Origin of the sequence: Pseudomonas sp. PDM04 (assembly GCF_014851765.1) — a bacterium.
GTDB lineage: Bacteria > Pseudomonadota > Gammaproteobacteria > Pseudomonadales > Pseudomonadaceae > Aquipseudomonas.
Genome location: NZ_JACVAI010000004.1, coordinates 633968 through 651855, shown reverse-complemented (window position 1 = coordinate 651855; position 17888 = coordinate 633968). Strand labels below are relative to the sequence as shown.

Sequence of the window (17888 nt, the reverse complement as noted above, 5' to 3'; positions counted from 1 at the left end):
CTGCTGATTACAGACGCATCGGCATGACGACGTAGGCCGAGTCATCGTTGTCGGACTCTTGCACCAGCGCACTGCTGTTGGAGTCGGACAGGATCAGGCGTACCTGCTCGGTGGTCATCACACCCAATACATCGAGCAAGTAGCTAACGTTGAAACCGATCTCCAGGTTACCGCCGTTGTACTCAACGCCAACCTCTTCTTCCGCTTCTTCCTGCTCCGGGTTGTTGGCCTGGATTTTCAGTTGACCGTTGGCCAGTTGCAGGCGGATACCGCGATACTTTTCGTTGGACAGAATCGCGGTACGGCTGAACGCTTCACGCAGTGCCTGGCGGTCACCCAGTACCAGCTTGTCACCACCCTTGGGCAGTACACGCTCGTAATCCGGGAACTTGCCGTCTACCAGTTTGGAGGTAAAGGTGAACTCGCTGGTGGTGGCGCGAATGTGGTGCTGGCCCAGCACGATGCTGACAATGCCATCCGGTTCGGTGAGCAGGCGCGCCAGCTCGAGGATACCCTTGCGCGGCACGATCACCTGGTGGCGTTCCTGCTGACCGATATCGGCCTGCATCGAGCACATCGCCAGACGGTGGCCGTCGGTGGCTACCGCGCGGATCACGTCGGTGGACACTTCCAGCAGCATGCCATTGAGGTAGTAGCGCACATCCTGCTGAGCCATCGCGAAGCTGGTGCGTTCGATCAAGCGGCGCAGCTTGCTCTGCTCCAGGCTGGTGGTCAGCGAGCCTGGACCTTCTTCCACCGTCGGGAAGTCGTTGGCCGGCAGGGTCGACAGGGTGAAGCGGCTACGGCCAGCCTTGACCACCAGCTTCTGCTCATCAACCTTGATGTCGATCAGCGCGTCGTTCGGCAAGCTCTTGCAGATGTCCATCAGCTTGCGCGCCGGCACAGTGATGGAGCCTGGATCAGCAGGCTCTTCGAGTTCGACACGACCGACCAGCTCGACTTCCAGGTCGGTACCGGTCAGCGACAGTTGCTGGCCTTCGACAACCAGCAGCACGTTGGAGAGCACCGGCAAGGTCTGGCGGCGCTCGACGACGCCTGCGACCAGTTGCAGGGGTTTCAACAGGGCTTCGCGTTGAATGGTGAAATGCATGGTCTAGTCCCTTGCCTTAATTAGCTGCGCTGGAGTTCATCAAGTGGTCAGTGTACGCAGCAGGTTCTTGTAGTCCTCGCGGATGTCCGCGTCGGATTCCTTAAGCTCGTTGATCTTGCGACAGGCGTGCAAAACCGTGGTGTGGTCGCGGCCGCCAAACACATCGCCGATTTCCGGCAAGCTGTGGTTAGTCAACTCCTTGGACAACGCCATGGCAACCTGACGCGGACGTGCGACCGAGCGTGAGCGACGCTTGGACAGCAGGTCGGAAATCTTGATCTTGTAGTACTCGGCGACGGTGCGCTGAATGTTATCCACAGAGACCAGCTTGTCTTGCAACGCCAACAGGTCTTTCAGGGATTCGCGAATCAGCTCGATGGTGATGTCGCGGCCCATGAAGTGCGAGTGAGCGATGACGCGTTTGAGCGCACCCTCCAGCTCGCGGACGTTGGAACGGATACGCTGGGCGATGAAAAATGCCGCATCGTGAGGCAAATCGACTTTGGCCTGGTCGGCCTTTTTCATCAGAATCGCGACGCGGGTTTCCAGCTCCGGCGGCTCGACGGCCACCGTCAGGCCCCAGCCGAAGCGCGATTTCAGGCGCTCTTCCAGGCCCTCGATCTCTTTCGGGTAGCGGTCACTGGTCAGAATGACCTGCTGGCCGCCCTCGAGAAGGGCATTGAAGGTGTGGAAGAACTCTTCCTGGGAGCGTTCCTTGCGGGCGAAGAATTGAATGTCATCGATCAGCAATGCATCCACCGAACGGTAGAAGCGCTTGAACTCGTTGATGGCGTTCAGTTGCAGCGCCTTGACCATGTCGGCCACGAAACGCTCGGAATGCAGGTAAACGACCTTGGCATTCGGGTTCTTCTTCAGCAGGTGATTACCCACCGCGTGCATCAAGTGGGTTTTACCCAGGCCGACACCGCCATAAAGGAAGAGCGGGTTGTAGCCATGCTTGGGGTTGTCGGCCACCTGCCAGGCGGCTGCCCGCGCCAGTTGGTTGGACTTGCCCTCGACGAAGTTCTCGAAGGTGAACGTGCGGTTCAAGTAGCTGGTGTGCTTGAGCGCACCTTCAACCTGCACGGTTCTCTGTTCGGAACGGACCGGAGCCTGTTGCGAACTTGCGCCGGCCATCGGGTCGAAGCTGTCCCGCGAGGGTTCTTCATCGACGTGCGCCAGATTCTGGGTGGACGGCTTTGGCGTAGCTGCCGGAGCAGATACCGGTGCCGGGGCAATGGCCGGCGCTTGCGCGGCCTGCGCCTGGGACGCGGCGGCGGCCAGCGGTGCATTCGGTGCCGCACGGGGAGCCGAACTGCGTTTGCTGCCTATTAATAAGGAAAGCGCAGGCGCCATGCCATTGCCGTGTTCATCCAGCAGCTCGAGGACACGGCCCAGGTACTTTTCATTGACCCAGTCGAGAACAAAGCGATTCGGCGCATAGACGCGCAACTCGTCGCCTTCGGCTTCGACCTGTAGTGGACGGATCCAAGTGTTGAATTGTTGGGCAGGCAGCTCATCGCGCAAAAGCTCCACGCACTGCTGCCAAAGTTCCACTGACACGGATATCCCCTAAGTTGAAAGCCGGTGAGGCAAAAACAAGCGGCCATTGTAGCGACCAGACGCGGACTTATCCACACGAAGGTTGTTCACGGGACACGAAGAATCAACGCTTTATACGCAAAAAAGACGACCAGCGGTCTGTGCATAAGCACTGTGGATAAAAGCCCTTGAGATCGTTGCACAACTCGAGGGAAAACCCGGTGGATAACCAGCCTGTGGATAAGTACCGCTTTCACACACAGCTTATCCGACAGTCCGGCACAGGCTGAACACGGTTTTCCACTGTAGTTGTCATTCTCTGTACATCACGTCATAGAAGGCCTGGTGCCAGTTATCCACAGAGAAACGCCGCCTAAGCTTCTATAAGCTTTACAGAAAAGCTTTAAATACTTTCCTTTCTTATTTTTATATTTGCGCCGGATTGAAGGCGAGCGGAATCGCTGGAGATCTATTTATAAGGAAACGCTGGTTGGAAATTGACCTAGAGGCTTGCTTTCTCTAGAATCCCCGGTCTCTTAAAACGGGGGCCATTCCGGCCCGTTGTGGACGAACCAGGTAACACGACATGAAACGTACTTTCCAACCAAGCACTATCAAACGCGCTCGTACCCACGGTTTCCGTGCTCGCATGGCTACCAAGAACGGTCGTGCCGTCCTGTCGCGTCGTCGCGCCAAAGGTCGTGCGCGTCTGGCAGTTTGATAATCCGGCACTGCAGGTGAGTCAGGACTTCAGTCGGGAAAAGCGTCTGCTTACACCCCGGCATTTCAAGGCAGTCTTTGACTCCCCTACCGGCAAGGTTCCGGGGAAAAATCTCCTGCTCCTTGCGCGCAACAACGATCTTGATCACCCCCGTCTCGGGCTGGTTATCGGGAAAAAGAGCGTAAAGCTCTCTGTTGAGCGCAATCGCCTCAAACGTCTGATGCGCGAATCGTTCCGCCTGAATCAGGATTCCCTGGTCGGTTGGGACATCGTTATCGTCGCGCGCAAAGGTTTGGGTGATGTAGAAAACCCCGAATTGATTCAGCATTTCGGCAAACTCTGGAAGCGTCTGGCACGCAGCAAGCCAGTACCAGCAGTCAACACCGAAACTGTAGGGGTAGACAGTCCCGATGCGTAAACTGGCACTCGTTCCGATCCAGTTTTATCGCTACGCCATTAGTCCCCTGATGGCCAGTCACTGTCGTTTCTACCCCAGTTGTTCCTGCTACGCGTTGGAAGCCATCGAAAATCATGGCCTTCTGCGCGGTGGCTGGCTGACCTTTCGTCGTTTAGGTCGCTGTCATCCGTGGAATCCCGGTGGTTATGACCCGGTTCCACCTATCCCTACCTCCCGTTCTTCTTCGATGGCCGAGTAATCATGGATATCAAACGCACGATCCTGATCGTCGCCCTGGCAATCGTGTCCTACGTTTTGGTTCTGAAATGGAACCAGGACTATGGCCAGGCTGCCCTGCCGACTCAGAATGTTGCTTCCAGTACGACCGCACCGGGCCTCCCGGATACGGCCACTGGCAATAATGCTTCTGTCAGTGACGACATTCCCCGCGCCGCAAGCGATACCAGTGCACCCGCTGAAACACCAGTGGCTGCCAGCAAGGATCTCATCCAGATCAAAACGGATGTGCTCAACCTGGCTATCGATCCACAGGGTGGCGATGTTGCCCAGTTGACGCTGCCGCTGTATCCACGTCGCCAGGACCATCCGGACATCCCGTTCCAGTTGTTCGATAACGGCAACGAGCGGACTTACCTGGCTCAAAGCGGCCTGATCGGCACCAACGGCCCGGATGCAAATCCTGCCGGTCGTCCGGTTTACTCGTCGGAGAAGAAGGTTTATCAACTGGCTGACGGTCAGGACCAATTGGTCGTGGACCTGAAGTTCAGCAAGGACGGCGTTAACTACATCAAGCGTTTCACCCTGAAACGCGGCCTGTACGACGTGACCGTCACGTATCTGATCGACAACGAAAGCGCCCAGCCATGGTCGGGTGCGATGTTCGCGCAGCTGAAACGTGACGCCAGCTCCGATCCGTCTTCCAGCACTGCCACCGGCACCGCGACTTACCTGGGCGCCGCCCTGTGGACAAGTTCCGAGCCGTACAAGAAAGTGTCGATGAAAGACATGGACAAGGCTCAGCTGAAAGAAACCGTCAGCGGTGGTTGGGTTGCCTGGTTGCAACACTACTTCGTGACTGCGTGGATCCCGGCGAAGGGCGAAAACAACGTCGTCCAGACCCGCAAGGACAGCAAAGGCAACTACATCATCGGTTACACCGGTCCTTCGCTGACCGTTGCTCCGGGTGCCAAGGCTGAAACCAGCGCCATCCTCTACGCCGGTCCGAAAAGCCAGGCGGTGCTCAAAGAGTTATCCCCAGGCCTGGAACTGACCGTCGACTACGGCATTCTGTGGTTCATCGCCCAGCCGATCTTCTGGCTGCTGCAACACATCCACGCGATTGTGGGTAACTGGGGCTGGTCGATTATCTTCCTGACCATGCTGATCAAGGGGATCTTCTTCCCGCTGTCGGCGGCCAGCTACAAATCCATGGCTCGCATGCGTGCCGTCGCGCCGAAACTGGCTGCCCTGAAAGAGCAGCATGGCGACGACCGGCAGAAAATGTCGCAGGCCATGATGGAGCTGTACAAGAAAGAGAAGATCAATCCGCTGGGTGGTTGCTTGCCAATCCTCGTGCAGATGCCGGTATTCCTTTCGTTGTACTGGGTTCTGCTGGAAAGCGTTGAAATGCGCCAGGCGCCGTTCATGCTGTGGATTACCGACCTGTCGATCAAGGATCCGTTCTTCATCCTGCCGATCATCATGGGTGCAACCATGTTCATCCAGCAGCAGTTGAACCCGACGCCTCCGGACCCGATGCAGGCCAAGGTCATGAAAATGATGCCAATCATCTTCACCTTCTTCTTCCTGTGGTTCCCGGCCGGTCTGGTGCTGTACTGGGTAGTGAACAACTGCCTGTCGATCGCCCAACAGTGGTACATCACACGTAAAATCGAAGCGGCTACCAAAGCGGCTGCCTGATTTACACTGTGGATAACCACTCAAAACGCCCCCTAGTGGGGCGTTTTGCTATCTGTCACTTTTGTCTGGATACCGGTTTATGAGCGTTCCTCGTGAAACCATCGCCGCCGTCGCCACCGCTCAAGGTCGTGGTGGTGTCGGCATCGTGCGTCTTTCCGGGCCGTTGGCCAGCGTGGCGGCCAAGGCTTTCAGCGGCCGCGAGCTCAAGCCGCGTTTCGCTCACTACGGACCGTTCCTCGGTGAAAACGACGAGGTTCTGGATCAGGGCATTGCGCTGTATTTCCCGGGGCCGAACTCGTTTACCGGCGAAGACGTACTGGAATTGCAGGGACACGGCGGGCCGGTCGTTCTGGATATGCTGCTGCAGCGCAGCCTGCAACTGGGTTGCCGCCTGGCCCGGCCGGGGGAATTCAGCGAACGTGCGTTCCTCAACGACAAGCTCGACCTGGCTCAGGCCGAAGCCATCGCCGACCTGATCGAGGCCAGCTCCGCACAGGCTGCCCGCAACGCGCTGCGTTCGCTGCAGGGGGCGTTTTCGGCGCGCGTGCATCACCTCACCGAACAACTGATCAGCCTGCGCATCTACGTCGAGGCGGCGATCGATTTCCCGGAAGAGGAAATCGATTTTCTGGCAGATGGCCATGTGTTGAGCATGCTCGACAAGGTCCGCGACGAGTTATCCACAGTCCTGCGCGAAGCCGGGCAGGGCGCCTTGCTCCGCGATGGCATGACCGTGGTGATCGCCGGTCGGCCGAATGCCGGCAAATCGAGTTTGCTCAACGCGCTGGCCGGCCGCGAGGCGGCCATCGTCACCGAAATCGCCGGTACGACCCGGGACGTTCTGCGTGAACATATCCACATCGATGGCATGCCACTGCACGTGGTCGATACCGCCGGTCTGCGCGATACCGATGACCATGTGGAAAAGATCGGTGTCGAGCGTGCGCTGAAAGCCATTGGTGAAGCCGATCGCGTGCTGCTGGTGGTGGATGCCACGGCGCCGGAAGCGCTGGATCCTTTCGCGTTGTGGCCGGAGTTCCTCGAAACCCGCCCGGATCCGGCGAAAGTCACGCTGATCCGCAACAAGGCCGATTTGACCGGGGAAGCGATCGCTCTGGATGTCAGTGAAGACGGCCACGTCACGATCAGCCTCAGTGCCAAGTCTGCGGGGATGGGCCTGGAGTTACTGCGCGAACACCTCAAGGCCTGCATGGGCTACGAGCAGACGTCGGAGAGCAGCTTCAGTGCTCGCCGGCGTCACCTTGAGGCCCTGCGTCACGCCAGTGATGCGCTCGAGCACGGTCGTGCCCAACTGACGTTGGCAGGGGCAGGAGAGTTGCTGGCCGAGGACCTGCGCCAGGCTCAGCAATCGCTGGGCGAAATCACCGGCGCCTTCAGCTCCGATGACTTGCTCGGAAGAATCTTTTCCAGTTTCTGCATCGGTAAATAAAGGCGAGCGCTGTGGAAAACTTATCCACAGCGCTCTTTCGCCCTACCAGTTGTAGGACACCGTGCCCAGAAGGGTACGCTCTTCGCCCCAGTAGCACCGGCCAGCATCGTTACACCCTGATACGTATTCCTTGTCGAACAGGTTTTTCGCATTCAGGTCGACACTCCAGTGGCGATCGATCTGGTAGCCGATCGCTGCATCCACCAACGTCACATCGCCGGCATCGAGCTTTCCGTACAAGGTAGGTGCGGTATACGCGAAGGCACTGTCAAAGTAGCGGACGCCACCGCCGACGTAGAGCCCCTTCAGGCGACTTTCGAGGAAGCGATACTTGGCCCAGACCGACGCCTGGTTGCGCGGGACGCCGGTCATTTGGTGATCCTTCACCAGTGAGGTGGCGGCGTCCTTGGTAATCCGCGCATCCGTGTAGGTGTAGGCCGCCGTGAGATTCAGGTTCGGCGTCAGGTTGCTGTTGAGTTCAAGTTCCACCCCTTTGGAACGGCTTTCGCCCACCTGGCGATAGGTCGAGGTGGTGGCGTCGAAATAGGTGTCGTCCTGCTTGCGCAGGTCATACACGGACGCGGTGAACGCCGTGTCCCAACCGACGGGTTCGTACTTGAGGCCCACTTCGTACTGGCTGCTGGTGATCGGGTCCAGCGGCCGTCCGGAATTGGAAATCTGCTGGACCGGGACGAAGGCCGTGGAATAACTGACGTAAGGGGTCAGTCCATTGTCGAACTGGTACATCACGCCGCCCTGGTAGGTGAACTTCCGGTCCTGAGAGCTGATGTTGCCGGCGCTGGCCACCTTGTCGCGAAAATCACTGTCGACCCAGTCCTGGCGCCCGCCCAGCAGGAACAACCAGTGGTCATATTTGCTCTGGATCTGTGCATAAACACCTTTCATCTGCTGTTCCAGCAGGGTGTTCTGTACAGCGATCGGGGTCCGGGGATCCCCCAGGTAAACCGGGTTGTAGATATCGATGGGACCGACCAGTCCGGCATTCCAGTCCTGATTGAACGACGTGCGATCAAAACTGCCGCCGAACAACACGGTGTTCTGCAGCTCACCCAGTTGGAATTTGCCTTCCAGCTGGTTATCCAGCGAATACACCATCGCCTTGTTGAAGCGATCATAAGCGGTCATGTTCAGGCGAGTGCCGAAACCGGCGTTGTTCAGGTTGCCCGGCCAGGTTTCATGACGGGTAATACGTGACTGCATGTAGCGTGAGTTCTGCCGGAACTGCCAGTCATCGTTGAAGCTATGGCTGTATTCGTAACCGGCGCTCCAGGTTTCCCGTTCAAAGGTATTCCAGTCCGGGTCGCCCAGCATCGTGTCCTTGGACAGCTTGCCATTGGGGTTCTTTAACAGGGTGCCGGCCGCCGGCAGGCCGAGCTCCATGTTGGTATGGTCCTTCTGGTAATTGGCCAGCAGGGTCAGCGTGTTGAAATCATCGAAATTCAGCGTCAGGGAAGGGGCAATGTAGAGACGGTCATCCGGCACGTGTCGGGTCTGGGTGTCTGCATTGCGCCCCAGCATCACGATCCGGCCGAGCACGTTGTCGTTGTCGGTCAACGGTCCGGAGACATCGACGCCCAGCTGGCGCCGGTTGTTCGAACCATATCCAAACTGCACCTCACCCTGGGGAGCGGAGGTCGGACGCTTGCTCACCAGGTTGACCAGCCCGCCGGGCGCATTTTCGCCGTAGAGCAGCGACGAGGGGCCGCGGAAGACCTCAACCCGCTCCAGGCCATAGGGCTCGGTGGTGGTGTCGTATCGGTTGCCTTGCACACGCAGGCCATCGCGCAGCAGACCATAGCCATAGTCTGTCGCATTGAAACCCCGGATGAAGAATAGGTCTCCGGACAGGCTGTCACCCGCGGCGAAGGGTGGGGCGAAGATTCCGGGCACGTAGCCCAGGACCTCGGTCAGGGTCTGGGATTTCTGGTCCTTCATACGCTGTGCAGTGACGACCGATATCGAGCGTGGCGTTTCCGACAGCGGTGTGCTGGTTTTGGTGCCGATCCGGCTGTTGTTCGCCTTGTAACCGGTGTCCTGCGCGTAATCCAGGTTCATTTCATTGGGTTGCTGAGCGTTGATGTTGGTGGTGCCAAGCACCAACGGCCCGGCATCGGGCACTGATTGCAGGATGTAGCTGCCGGGCGCTTCGGCCACCGCTTGCAGTCCGGAACCTTGCAACAGGATCGCAAAACCCTGCTCCACCGAGTAACTGCCGGACAATCCCTGGGTTCGCAGGCTCGCAGTCTGTTGGGGAGAGAACGAAAGGATCACATTGGCCACAGAGGCAAACTGACTCAGGGCTTTGTCCAGCGGGCCGGCGGCAATGGCGTAACGCTGCGTCACATCGGCGGCCATGACCTGGGGCGCGATCAGGACACCTGTGGCGGCGCTGCTCATCAGCAAACCGCAGGCGATGCAATGGGGGGTAAAACACTTACGCAAGAGGGGAAGTCGCATGAGTAGGAAAGCCCTGAAGGTGGCAAATGCCGCGTTGAACCGCGATTACCTGTAGGGCCGTTACAGGGAGAAAAAAGATAACCCCCCAAGCATTTTATTTTGGCCTGGCTGGATTCAAGTCAACCGACCTGTTTGATCGACACCCAGTAACGGGTGAAATAACTGACATTGATGGGCAACGAAGCCTGAAGGTTGGCCAGCACCGCATCCGTTGAATCCAGCCGGAAGGTTCCCGATACACGCAGGCGCGCGGCCTGCGGGCCACAGTGCAGGACCCCGGGGCGATAACGGCCCAATTCACTGATCACCTGCCCGAGCTGCGCATCGAGAGCAATCAATTGGCCGTTGATCCAGGCCGTTTCAGTCGAGCGAAAGGGGTGAACGGTGCCGACGTCATGACGGTCGAAATCTGCGCCTTCGGCCGCCCGCAACACGCGTGCATGTTCGGGCTGCTCGCCAGGCTGCACGCTGACGCGGTCTTCGAGCACGCCGATGCGGGATGATCCGGACAGCTGGCGAACCGAGAAACGCGTGCCCAGGGCTCTGATCCGGCCTTCCCTGGTTTCAACGAAAAACGGTCGCAGATCACCGAGCTTGCCGGTATGAACCAGAATTTCCCCCTCGCGCAACCGTATCAATCGTTGCTCGCCATCGAACAGCACATCGATGGCGGTGCCGGTATTGAGATGAATCCGCGTGCCGTCCGCCAGTTCGATTTTGCGGCGCTGGCCCACCCTGGTCCGGTAATCCGCCCAGACGCTGCCCAGGGAGGTGTGCTGCTGAACATTCCAGCCGAGATAGCCCGTCCCGGCCACGATCAGCAGCAGTTTGAGCACCTGGCGGCGTTGTTGAGTCGAGGACAGAGCGCGTCGAGACAGGTCCCGGGGTAATCCGCCGAGATGGCGTTGGACCTGTTCCATCTGGTTCCAGGCTGTCAGATGGGCGGGGCTGCTGTCGATCCAATGCTGCCACGCCTGTCGTTGGGCAGCCGTTGGCGGTTCGGCCTGAAACTGCACGTACCAAGTGGCGGCAGCTTCGAAAACCTTGCGATCCGGAGCGGCGGACATCAGAGCGCCACCATGATCATCGAGCATTCGGTCAGGGCGCGGATCATGTGCTTCTTCACCGTGGTCAGAGACACCTGCATCTGGTCGGCAATCTGTTGATAAGTCAGCCCTTCGATTTGCGACAACATGAAGATTCGCCGGGCCCGGGCGCCGAGGTCTGCCAGAGCTTTATCCACAGCGACCAGGGTTTCGATGATCAGCGCTTTGTCTTCTTCACTGATCGCCGTGGCTTCGGGCCGTGCCGCCAGAGTTTCCAGATAAGCCACCTCAATGGCACGGCGGCGATAACGGTCGATCACCAGGCCCCTTGCCACCGTGACCAGGTAGTCCTTGGGTTCACGGATCTGGCTCGCATCGCGGGAACCCAGAATGCGCACGAATGTATCGTGCGCCACGTCCGCCGCATCGCAGGCGTCATGCAGTTTTCCCTTTAACCATCCATACAGCCACGAATGGTGCTGCACGTAGATCCGCTCGACTGCTGAGGTGTGAGATGGCATTGACATAAAGAGAAGGGGAGATGGCTTAATGATAATGGCTATTATTAGCTTTTGTTACAGCTCCTCACAATACCCTTCCCTCACCCCTTCTTGATCGATTTCCTTCACGACAGCACACCGGATGCGCAGTCGCGCCCCTGGGATTTCTCCCTATCAAGCGGTTTTCTGTGGATTAAGCCCTGTGAATAACCGCGTCTGAGCACGGTTGATAACAGCGCTCCAAACCTGGACATAACTGCCTCTGTGGATAACAGACACTTTAATCCACAGGCTTACACCGGTTATCCAAGGGGCTCCCTGGCACATGGGCACAGGGTTTTGAATCTCTGTACATATTGAATATAAAGGCCTGTAGAGATCTATCCACAGAAAGGTAGGGCACTAGAAATAAACATAAAAACAAAGATTTAATAAATTTCTCTCTTTTTAATTTCTATAACTCCGACTTCTCCACAGCTGGTTAAATTTTGTGCAAAGGGTTCTTTAGAGCAGGCGAAGTCCCTATACTTGTCGACCAGGTCCAAAAACCTGAGCCCAAACTATTCCTGAATTACCTACTTAAGCAGGCACGAGGTGCGTGGTGGATTTCCCTTCCCGTTTTGAAGTGATCGTCATCGGCGGCGGTCATGCCGGTACCGAGGCAGCACTGGCCTCAGCACGCATGGGGGTGAAAACCCTGCTGCTGACGCATAACGTGGAAACCCTCGGTGCCATGAGCTGCAACCCCGCCATCGGTGGCATTGGCAAGAGCCATCTGGTCAAGGAGATCGACGCCCTTGGCGGTGCGATGGCCCTGGCTACCGATAAAGGCGGCATCCAGTTCCGCGTGTTGAACAGCCGTAAGGGCCCTGCCGTGCGCGCAACCCGCGCTCAGGCTGACCGGGTTCTCTACAAGGCCGCCGTTCGCGAGATTCTGGAAAACCAGCCGAACCTGTGGATATTTCAACAGGCCGCCGACGACCTGATCGTCGAGCAGGATCAAGTGCGCGGTGTCGTCACTCAGATGGGCCTGCGCTTTTTCGCGGACTCCGTGGTCTTGACCACAGGCACGTTCCTCGGTGGACTTATCCACATCGGCATGCAGAATTTCTCCGGCGGTCGCGCCGGCGATCCACCGTCGATCGCCCTTGCACATCGTCTGCGCGAGTTGCCTTTGCGCGTCGGTCGGTTGAAAACCGGCACCCCGCCGCGTATCGACGCCCGATCCGTGGATTTCTCGGTGATGACCGAACAAGCCGGCGACACGCCGATCCCGGTCATGTCGTTCATGGGTTCCAAGGCGCTGCATCCACGGCAGATCAGTTGCTGGATCACCCACACCAATGCCCGTACCCACGAAATCATTGCGGCCAACCTTGATCGGTCGCCGATGTATTCCGGGGTGATCGAAGGCATTGGCCCGCGGTACTGCCCGTCGATCGAAGACAAGATCCACCGCTTTGCCGACAAGGAAAGCCATCAGGTCTTCATCGAACCGGAAGGCCTGACGACCAACGAGCTGTACCCGAACGGCATATCCACCTCGCTGCCCTTCGACGTGCAATTGCAGATCGTCCAGTCGATCCGCGGCATGGAAAACGCGCACATCGTTCGTCCCGGCTACGCCATTGAATATGACTACTTCGATCCGCGGGACCTGAAATACAGCCTCGAAACCAAAGTCATCGGCGGTCTGTTTTTCGCCGGGCAGATCAACGGCACCACCGGTTATGAAGAAGCCGGCGCCCAGGGTCTGCTGGCCGGAGCCAACGCCGCACTGCGCGCCCAGGGCAAAGAAGCCTGGTGCCCGCGCCGTGATGAAGCGTACATCGGCGTACTGGTTGACGACCTGATTACTCTCGGGACCCAAGAGCCGTACCGGATGTTCACGTCCCGTGCCGAATATCGCCTGATCCTGCGCGAAGACAACGCCGACCTGCGCCTGACCGAAAAAGGTCGCGAACTGGGCCTGGTCGATGACGTGCGCTGGGCAGCTTTCTGCAAGAAACGTGAAAGCATCGAGCAGGAAGAACAGCGGCTGAAAAGCACCTGGGTTCGCCCGGGCACCGAACAAGGCGACGCCATTGCCGAAAAATTCGGCACTCCGCTGACCCACGAATACAACCTGCTCAACCTCTTGAGCCGTCCGGAAATCGACTACGCTGGCCTGATCGAAGTGACGGGCGGTGGCGCAGAAGATCCACAGGTTGCCGAGCAGGTGGAAATCAAGACCAAGTACGCCGGCTACATCGACCGTCAACAGGATGAAATCGCCCGTCTGCGCGCCAGTGAAGACACGAAATTGCCTGTGGATATCGACTACACCGGCATCTCCGGTCTTTCCAAGGAAATCCAGAGCAAGCTGGGTGCGACCCGCCCGGAAACCCTGGGTCAGGCGTCACGTATCCCGGGGGTCACCCCGGCAGCCATTTCGCTGTTGATGATTCATTTGAAAAAACGCGGCGCGGGCCGTCAGTTGGAGCAAAGCGCTTGAGTTCGTTGGTCACCTCGCAACACGCCGAAGAGTTATCCACAGGTGCTCGCCAGCTCGGTGTCGCATTGACGCAAACCCAGCACACCCAACTGCTGGGTTACCTGGCCCTGTTGATCAAGTGGAACAAGGCCTACAACCTGACTGCCGTGCGTGATCCGGACGAAATGGTTTCGCGTCATTTGCTCGATAGCTTGAGCGTGATGTCGTTCATCGAGAACGGCCGCTGGCTGGACGTTGGCAGTGGTGGTGGCATGCCCGGCATTCCGTTGGCCATCCTGTTTCCGCAGTCGCAGGTGACCTGCCTGGACAGCAACGGCAAGAAAACCCGCTTCCTGACCCAGGTCAAACTCGAACTCCAGCTGGATAACCTGCAAGTTATCCACAGTCGCGTAGAAGCCTTCCAGCCTGCCCAGCCATTCAACGGGATCATTTCCCGGGCGTTCAGCAGCATGGAGAACTTCACCAACTGGACACGTCACCTCGGCGATACCGATACACGCTGGCTGGCAATGAAGGGCGTTCATCCGGCCGATGAGCTGGTAGCATTGCCGGCAGACTTCCACCTCGATAGCGAACACGCCCTGGCCGTACCCGGTTGCCAAGGCCAACGCCATCTGCTGATACTGCGCCGCACGGCATGATTGGGAACACAAGCAAGAATGGCTAAGGTATTCGCGATAGCGAACCAGAAAGGTGGTGTGGGTAAAACCACCACCTGCATCAACCTCGCAGCTTCCCTGGTCGCCACCAAGCGCCGGGTGCTGTTGATCGATCTCGATCCACAGGGCAACGCCACCATGGGTAGCGGTGTGGATAAACACGGTTTGGAAAACTCGGTCTACGACCTGCTGATCGGCGAATGCGACCTGACCCAGGCCATGCATTTCTCGGAACATGGCGGTTACCAGCTGTTGCCGGCCAACCGCGATCTGACTGCGGCGGAAGTGGTCCTGCTGGAAATGCAGATGAAGGAAAGCCGCCTGCGCAGTGCCCTGGCGCCCGTGCGGGAGAATTACGACTACATTTTGATCGACTGCCCGCCGTCGCTGTCGATGCTCACGTTGAACGCGCTGGTTGCCGCTGACGGGGTGATCATTCCCATGCAGTGCGAGTACTTTGCGCTGGAAGGCTTGAGCGACCTTGTGGATAACATCAAGCGTATCGCCGAGTTGCTGAACCCGGACCTGAAAGTCGAAGGCCTGTTGCGGACCATGTATGACCCGCGCCTGAGCCTGATGAACGATGTATCTGCCCAGCTGAAGGAACACTTCGGCGATCAACTGTACGACACGGTCATTCCGCGCAACATCCGCCTGGCGGAAGCACCCAGCTATGGCATGCCGGCGTTGGCGTACGACAAGACATCGCGGGGCGCCATTGCCTATCTGGCGCTGGCGGGCGAGATGGTTCGCCGTCAACGCAAAAATCCACGCACCGCCGCTGCCCAGGCAATTTAAGGAAACCCCATGGCCGTCAAGAAACGAGGTCTCGGACGTGGACTGGATGCATTGCTCAGTGGTCCGACTGTCAGCTCGCTGGAAGAACAAGCGGTCAAGGCCGATGAGCGCGAGCTTCAGCATCTGCCACTGGACCTGATCCAGCGCGGCAAGTACCAGCCGCGCCGGGACATGGACCCGCAGGCGCTGGAAGAACTGGCGCAGTCGATCAAGACCCAGGGCGTGATGCAGCCGATCGTGGTTCGCCCCATCGGCGGCGGACGCTTCGAAATCATCGCCGGCGAACGCCGCTGGCGCGCCAGCCAGCAGGCTGGCCAGGAAACCATTCCGGCCATGGTGCGCGATGTGCCGGATGAAACCGCCATCGCCATGGCGCTGATCGAGAACATCCAGCGCGAAGACCTCAATCCGATCGAAGAAGCGGTCGCCCTGCAGCGTTTGCAGCAGGAATTCCAGCTGACCCAGCAACAGGTGGCCGAAGCCGTGGGCAAGTCCCGCGTGACCGTGGCCAATCTGCTACGCTTGATCGCGTTGCCGGAAGTCATCAAAACCATGCTGTCCCACGGCGACCTGGAAATGGGTCATGCACGTGCTTTGCTCGGCTTGCCGGAAAATCAACAGGTTGAAGGGGCGCGACACGTTGTCGCACGAGGGCTCACCGTGCGCCAGACTGAGGCACTGGTACGCCAGTGGCTGAGTGGCAAACAGGAGCCTGCCGAACCGGCCAAACCGGACCCGGATATCGCCCGACTCGAGCAACGCCTGGCCGAGCGGCTAGGCTCTGCGGTGCAGATCAGGCACGGAAAGAAGGGGAAAGGGCAGCTGGTGATCGGGTACAACTCCCTCGATGAGCTTCAGGGTGTGCTCGCACACATTCGCTGAAACATTTCCTCATGTAGCGTGCAGTCGGAAATCACTACCTGACAGTTGAATAGGGGCAGAACCGCCCCTATACTCTGCGCGCATTTTGGCGGCACAAATTATGCCAAGTTATTGATTTCTGGCAGCCGACCACTGGAGAGCAAGAGTGATGGAAAGCCGCACGCCAAACCGCTTGCCGTTCCATCGACTGGCAGTTTTTCCGGTGTTGATGGCTCAGTTTGTCGTCCTGCTGGTCGCCGCGTTGGCGCTTTGGCAATGGCGCGGAGTCGTTGCCGGATACTCGGGATTGTGCGGAGGCCTGATAGCCTTGCTGCCCAATGTTTATTTCGCTCACAGGGCATTTCGGTTTTCCGGCGCCCGAGCAGCCCAGTCCATCGTCCGGTCGTTTTATGCCGGCGAGGCAGGGAAACTGATTTTGACGGCAGTGCTGTTTGCACTGGTGTTTGCAGGTGTGAAGCCATTGGCGCCGATTGCAGTCTTCGGTGCCTTCGTGCTGACCCAGTCGGTCAGCTGGTTCGCTCCCCTGCTGATGAGAACAAGACTTTCGAGACCTTAGGGCGTTTGAGGCAACCATGGCAGAAACAACCGCTTCGGGCTATATCCAGCACCACTTGCAGAACCTGACCTTCGGTCAGCACCCTACCGGCGGCTGGGGCTTTGCCCACACCGCAGCAGAAGCCAAGGAAATGGGCTTCTGGGCTTTCCACGTCGATACCCTCGGCTGGTCGGTCGCTTTGGGTCTGATCTTCGTACTTCTTTTCCGCATGGCGGCAAAGAAAGCGACTTCCGGTCAGCCTGGTGCTTTGCAGAACTTCGTTGAAGTGTTGGTCGAATTCGTCGATGGCAGCGTGAAAGACAGCTTCCATGGCCGTAGCCCGGTGATTGCACCGCTGGCACTGACCATCTTCGTCTGGGTGTTCCTGATGAACGCCGTCGACCTGGTACCGGTCGACTGGATTCCTCAGCTGGCCATCCTGATCTCCGGCGACCAGCACATTCCGTTCCGCGCCGTGTCGACCACCGACCCGAACGCGACCCTGGGCATGGCGTTCTCGGTTTTCGCACTGATCATTTTCTACAGCATCAAGGTCAAGGGCCTCGGCGGCTTCATCGGCGAGCTGACCCTGCACCCGTTCGGCAGCAAGAACATCTTCGTTCAGGCCCTGCTGATCCCGGTGAACTTCCTGCTGGAATTCGTGACCCTGATCGCCAAGCCGATCTCCCTGGCGCTGCGTCTGTTCGGCAACATGTATGCCGGTGAGCTGGTCTTCATTCTGATTGCTGTGATGTTCGGCAGCGGTCTGCTCTGGCTCAGTGGCCTGGGCGTTGTTCTGCAGTGGGCGTGGGCAGTGTTCCACATCCTGATCATCACCCTGCAGGCGTTCATCTTCATGATGCTGACCATCGTCTACCTGTCGATGGCGCACGAAGAAAACCATTAAGGCCAGTTTCGACTAGTCTGATGTCCCTCTCGGTCAAACGGGAGGGGGTCCTTCCCGGGCCACTGAAACGATTTGTTTTACCGCTTTAAATTAAAAAAACCTAAACCATACGACGTAAAAGTCGGGAGGAAAGATGGAAACTGTAGTTGGTCTAACCGCTATCGCTGTTGCACTGTTGATCGGCCTGGGCGCACTGGGTACCGCAATTGGTTTCGGCCTGCTGGGCGGCAAATTCCTGGAAGGCGCTGCGCGTCAGCCAGAAATGGTTCCAATGCTGCAAGTTAAAATGTTCATCGTTGCCGGTCTGCTCGACGCCGTAACCATGATCGGTGTTGGTATCGCTCTGTTCTTCACCTTTGCGAACCCGTTCGTTGGTCAGATCGCTGGCTAATTACTCGGATCTTCCGGGTAATTTGGTGTGATGGAC

17 protein-coding genes are annotated in these 17888 nt (G+C 58.2%); 12 read left to right on the top strand and 5 right to left on the bottom strand.

Translation table 11 applies throughout. The features are described 5' to 3' along the window. Positions 1-7: 7 nt before the first annotated feature. Both dnaN and dnaA read right to left on the bottom strand, forming a co-directional pair. On the bottom strand, positions 8-1111 hold the full coding sequence (dnaN, locus tag IB249_RS19055) for a DNA polymerase III subunit beta (protein ID WP_192307249.1): 1104 nt from the start codon (positions 1109-1111) through the stop codon (positions 8-10). A gap of 39 nt (positions 1112-1150) precedes the next feature. Further along, the gene (dnaA, locus tag IB249_RS19050) at positions 1151-2674 is read right to left on the bottom strand and encodes a chromosomal replication initiator protein DnaA (protein ID WP_192307248.1); all 1524 of its coding nucleotides are present in this window, start codon (positions 2672-2674) and stop codon (positions 1151-1153) included. 565 nt (positions 2675-3239) lie between these two features. Between dnaA and rpmH the strand changes: the two genes are divergently transcribed. From rpmH to mnmE, 5 genes are all read left to right on the top strand, one after another. After that, the gene (gene rpmH, locus IB249_RS19045) at positions 3240-3374 is read left to right on the top strand and encodes a 50S ribosomal protein L34 (RefSeq protein ID WP_003213577.1); all 135 of its coding nucleotides are present in this window, start codon (positions 3240-3242) and stop codon (positions 3372-3374) included. A 16-nt stretch (positions 3375-3390) separates the two neighbouring features. Further along, entirely contained in the window at positions 3391-3792 is a 402-nt protein-coding gene (gene rnpA, locus IB249_RS19040) for a ribonuclease P protein component (RefSeq protein ID WP_003187205.1), read from the top strand. Beyond that, positions 3785-4030, top strand: coding sequence for a membrane protein insertion efficiency factor YidD (gene yidD, locus IB249_RS19035; RefSeq protein WP_010207715.1), 246 nt, complete (start codon positions 3785-3787; stop codon positions 4028-4030). Before rnpA ends, yidD begins: the two co-directional genes overlap by 8 nt. A gap of 2 nt (positions 4031-4032) precedes the next feature. Continuing rightward, positions 4033-5712, top strand: coding sequence for a membrane protein insertase YidC (gene yidC, locus IB249_RS19030; protein ID WP_192307246.1), 1680 nt, complete (start codon positions 4033-4035; stop codon positions 5710-5712). 79 nt (positions 5713-5791) lie between these two features. Continuing rightward, entirely contained in the window at positions 5792-7162 is a 1371-nt protein-coding gene (gene mnmE, locus IB249_RS19025; RefSeq protein WP_192307245.1) for a tRNA uridine-5-carboxymethylaminomethyl(34) synthesis GTPase MnmE, read from the top strand. A 42-nt stretch (positions 7163-7204) separates the two neighbouring features. On the opposite strand, the gene IB249_RS19020 is transcribed toward mnmE, so the two are convergent. The 3 genes from IB249_RS19020 to IB249_RS19010 form a co-directional block, all read right to left on the bottom strand. Then, complete coding sequence (locus IB249_RS19020) at positions 7205-9640, bottom strand: TonB-dependent siderophore receptor (RefSeq protein ID WP_192307244.1); 2436 nt, start codon at positions 9638-9640, stop codon at positions 7205-7207. Positions 9641-9759: 119 nt separating this feature from the next. Next, a complete protein-coding gene (locus IB249_RS19015) occupies positions 9760-10707 on the bottom strand; it encodes a FecR domain-containing protein (RefSeq protein WP_192307243.1) in 948 nt (315 codons plus the stop codon). After that, positions 10707-11213: a sigma-70 family RNA polymerase sigma factor gene (locus IB249_RS19010; protein WP_192307242.1), complete on the bottom strand. Its 507-nt coding sequence runs from the start codon at positions 11211-11213 to the stop codon at positions 10707-10709. The genes IB249_RS19015 and IB249_RS19010 overlap by 1 nt, the downstream gene beginning before the upstream one ends. Before the next feature lie 574 nt (positions 11214-11787). On the opposite strand from IB249_RS19010, the gene mnmG reads away from it, so the two are divergent. The 7 genes from mnmG (at position 11788) to atpE (ending at position 17852) form a co-directional block, all read left to right on the top strand. After that, positions 11788-13680 carry a tRNA uridine-5-carboxymethylaminomethyl(34) synthesis enzyme MnmG gene (gene mnmG, locus IB249_RS19005; protein WP_192307241.1) on the top strand — a complete coding sequence of 631 codons (1893 nt, stop codon included), beginning with the start codon at positions 11788-11790 and terminating at the stop codon, positions 13678-13680. After that, entirely contained in the window at positions 13677-14321 is a 645-nt protein-coding gene (gene rsmG / locus IB249_RS19000; protein WP_192307240.1) for a 16S rRNA (guanine(527)-N(7))-methyltransferase RsmG, read from the top strand. The genes mnmG and rsmG overlap by 4 nt, the downstream gene beginning before the upstream one ends. Before the next feature lie 18 nt (positions 14322-14339). Further along, on the top strand, positions 14340-15137 hold the full coding sequence (locus IB249_RS18995) for a ParA family protein (protein ID WP_192307239.1): 798 nt from the start codon (positions 14340-14342) through the stop codon (positions 15135-15137). A gap of 9 nt (positions 15138-15146) precedes the next feature. Further along, on the top strand, positions 15147-16019 hold the full coding sequence (locus IB249_RS18990; protein WP_192307238.1) for a ParB/RepB/Spo0J family partition protein: 873 nt from the start codon (positions 15147-15149) through the stop codon (positions 16017-16019). Between the two features lie 148 nt (positions 16020-16167). Next, positions 16168-16575 carry a F0F1 ATP synthase subunit I gene (locus IB249_RS18985; RefSeq protein WP_192307237.1) on the top strand — a complete coding sequence of 136 codons (408 nt, stop codon included), beginning with the start codon at positions 16168-16170 and terminating at the stop codon, positions 16573-16575. 16 nt (positions 16576-16591) lie between these two features. Then, positions 16592-17461 (top strand): F0F1 ATP synthase subunit A, encoded by an 870-nt coding sequence (atpB, locus tag IB249_RS18980; RefSeq protein ID WP_192307236.1) that lies wholly within the window; start codon positions 16592-16594, stop codon positions 17459-17461. Positions 17462-17594: 133 nt separating this feature from the next. Continuing rightward, entirely contained in the window at positions 17595-17852 is a 258-nt protein-coding gene (atpE, locus tag IB249_RS18975; RefSeq protein WP_003097235.1) for a F0F1 ATP synthase subunit C, read from the top strand. Positions 17853-17888: the final 36 nt, after the last annotated feature.

What these genes read in the sequence shown, in the direction of transcription:
- dnaN (WP_192307249.1), bottom strand. Translation starts at nt 1,111, where the DNA reads ATGCATTTCACCATTCAACGCGAAGCCCTGTTGAAACCCCTGCAACTG.
- rpmH (WP_003213577.1), top strand. Translation starts at nt 3,240, where the DNA reads ATGAAACGTACTTTCCAACCAAGCACTATCAAACGCGCTCGTACCCAC.
- yidD (WP_010207715.1), top strand. Translation starts at nt 3,785, where the DNA reads ATGCGTAAACTGGCACTCGTTCCGATCCAGTTTTATCGCTACGCCATT.
- yidC (WP_192307246.1), top strand. Translation starts at nt 4,033, where the DNA reads ATGGATATCAAACGCACGATCCTGATCGTCGCCCTGGCAATCGTGTCC.
- mnmE (WP_192307245.1), top strand. Translation starts at nt 5,792, where the DNA reads ATGAGCGTTCCTCGTGAAACCATCGCCGCCGTCGCCACCGCTCAAGGT.
- IB249_RS19020 (WP_192307244.1), bottom strand. Translation starts at nt 9,640, where the DNA reads ATGCGACTTCCCCTCTTGCGTAAGTGTTTTACCCCCCATTGCATCGCC.
- IB249_RS19015 (WP_192307243.1), bottom strand. Translation starts at nt 10,707, where the DNA reads ATGTCCGCCGCTCCGGATCGCAAGGTTTTCGAAGCTGCCGCCACTTGG.
- IB249_RS19010 (WP_192307242.1), bottom strand. Translation starts at nt 11,213, where the DNA reads ATGTCAATGCCATCTCACACCTCAGCAGTCGAGCGGATCTACGTGCAG.
- IB249_RS18995 (WP_192307239.1), top strand. Translation starts at nt 14,340, where the DNA reads ATGGCTAAGGTATTCGCGATAGCGAACCAGAAAGGTGGTGTGGGTAAA.
- IB249_RS18990 (WP_192307238.1), top strand. Translation starts at nt 15,147, where the DNA reads ATGGCCGTCAAGAAACGAGGTCTCGGACGTGGACTGGATGCATTGCTC.
- IB249_RS18985 (WP_192307237.1), top strand. Translation starts at nt 16,168, where the DNA reads ATGGAAAGCCGCACGCCAAACCGCTTGCCGTTCCATCGACTGGCAGTT.
- atpB (WP_192307236.1), top strand. Translation starts at nt 16,592, where the DNA reads ATGGCAGAAACAACCGCTTCGGGCTATATCCAGCACCACTTGCAGAAC.
- atpE (WP_003097235.1), top strand. Translation starts at nt 17,595, where the DNA reads ATGGAAACTGTAGTTGGTCTAACCGCTATCGCTGTTGCACTGTTGATC.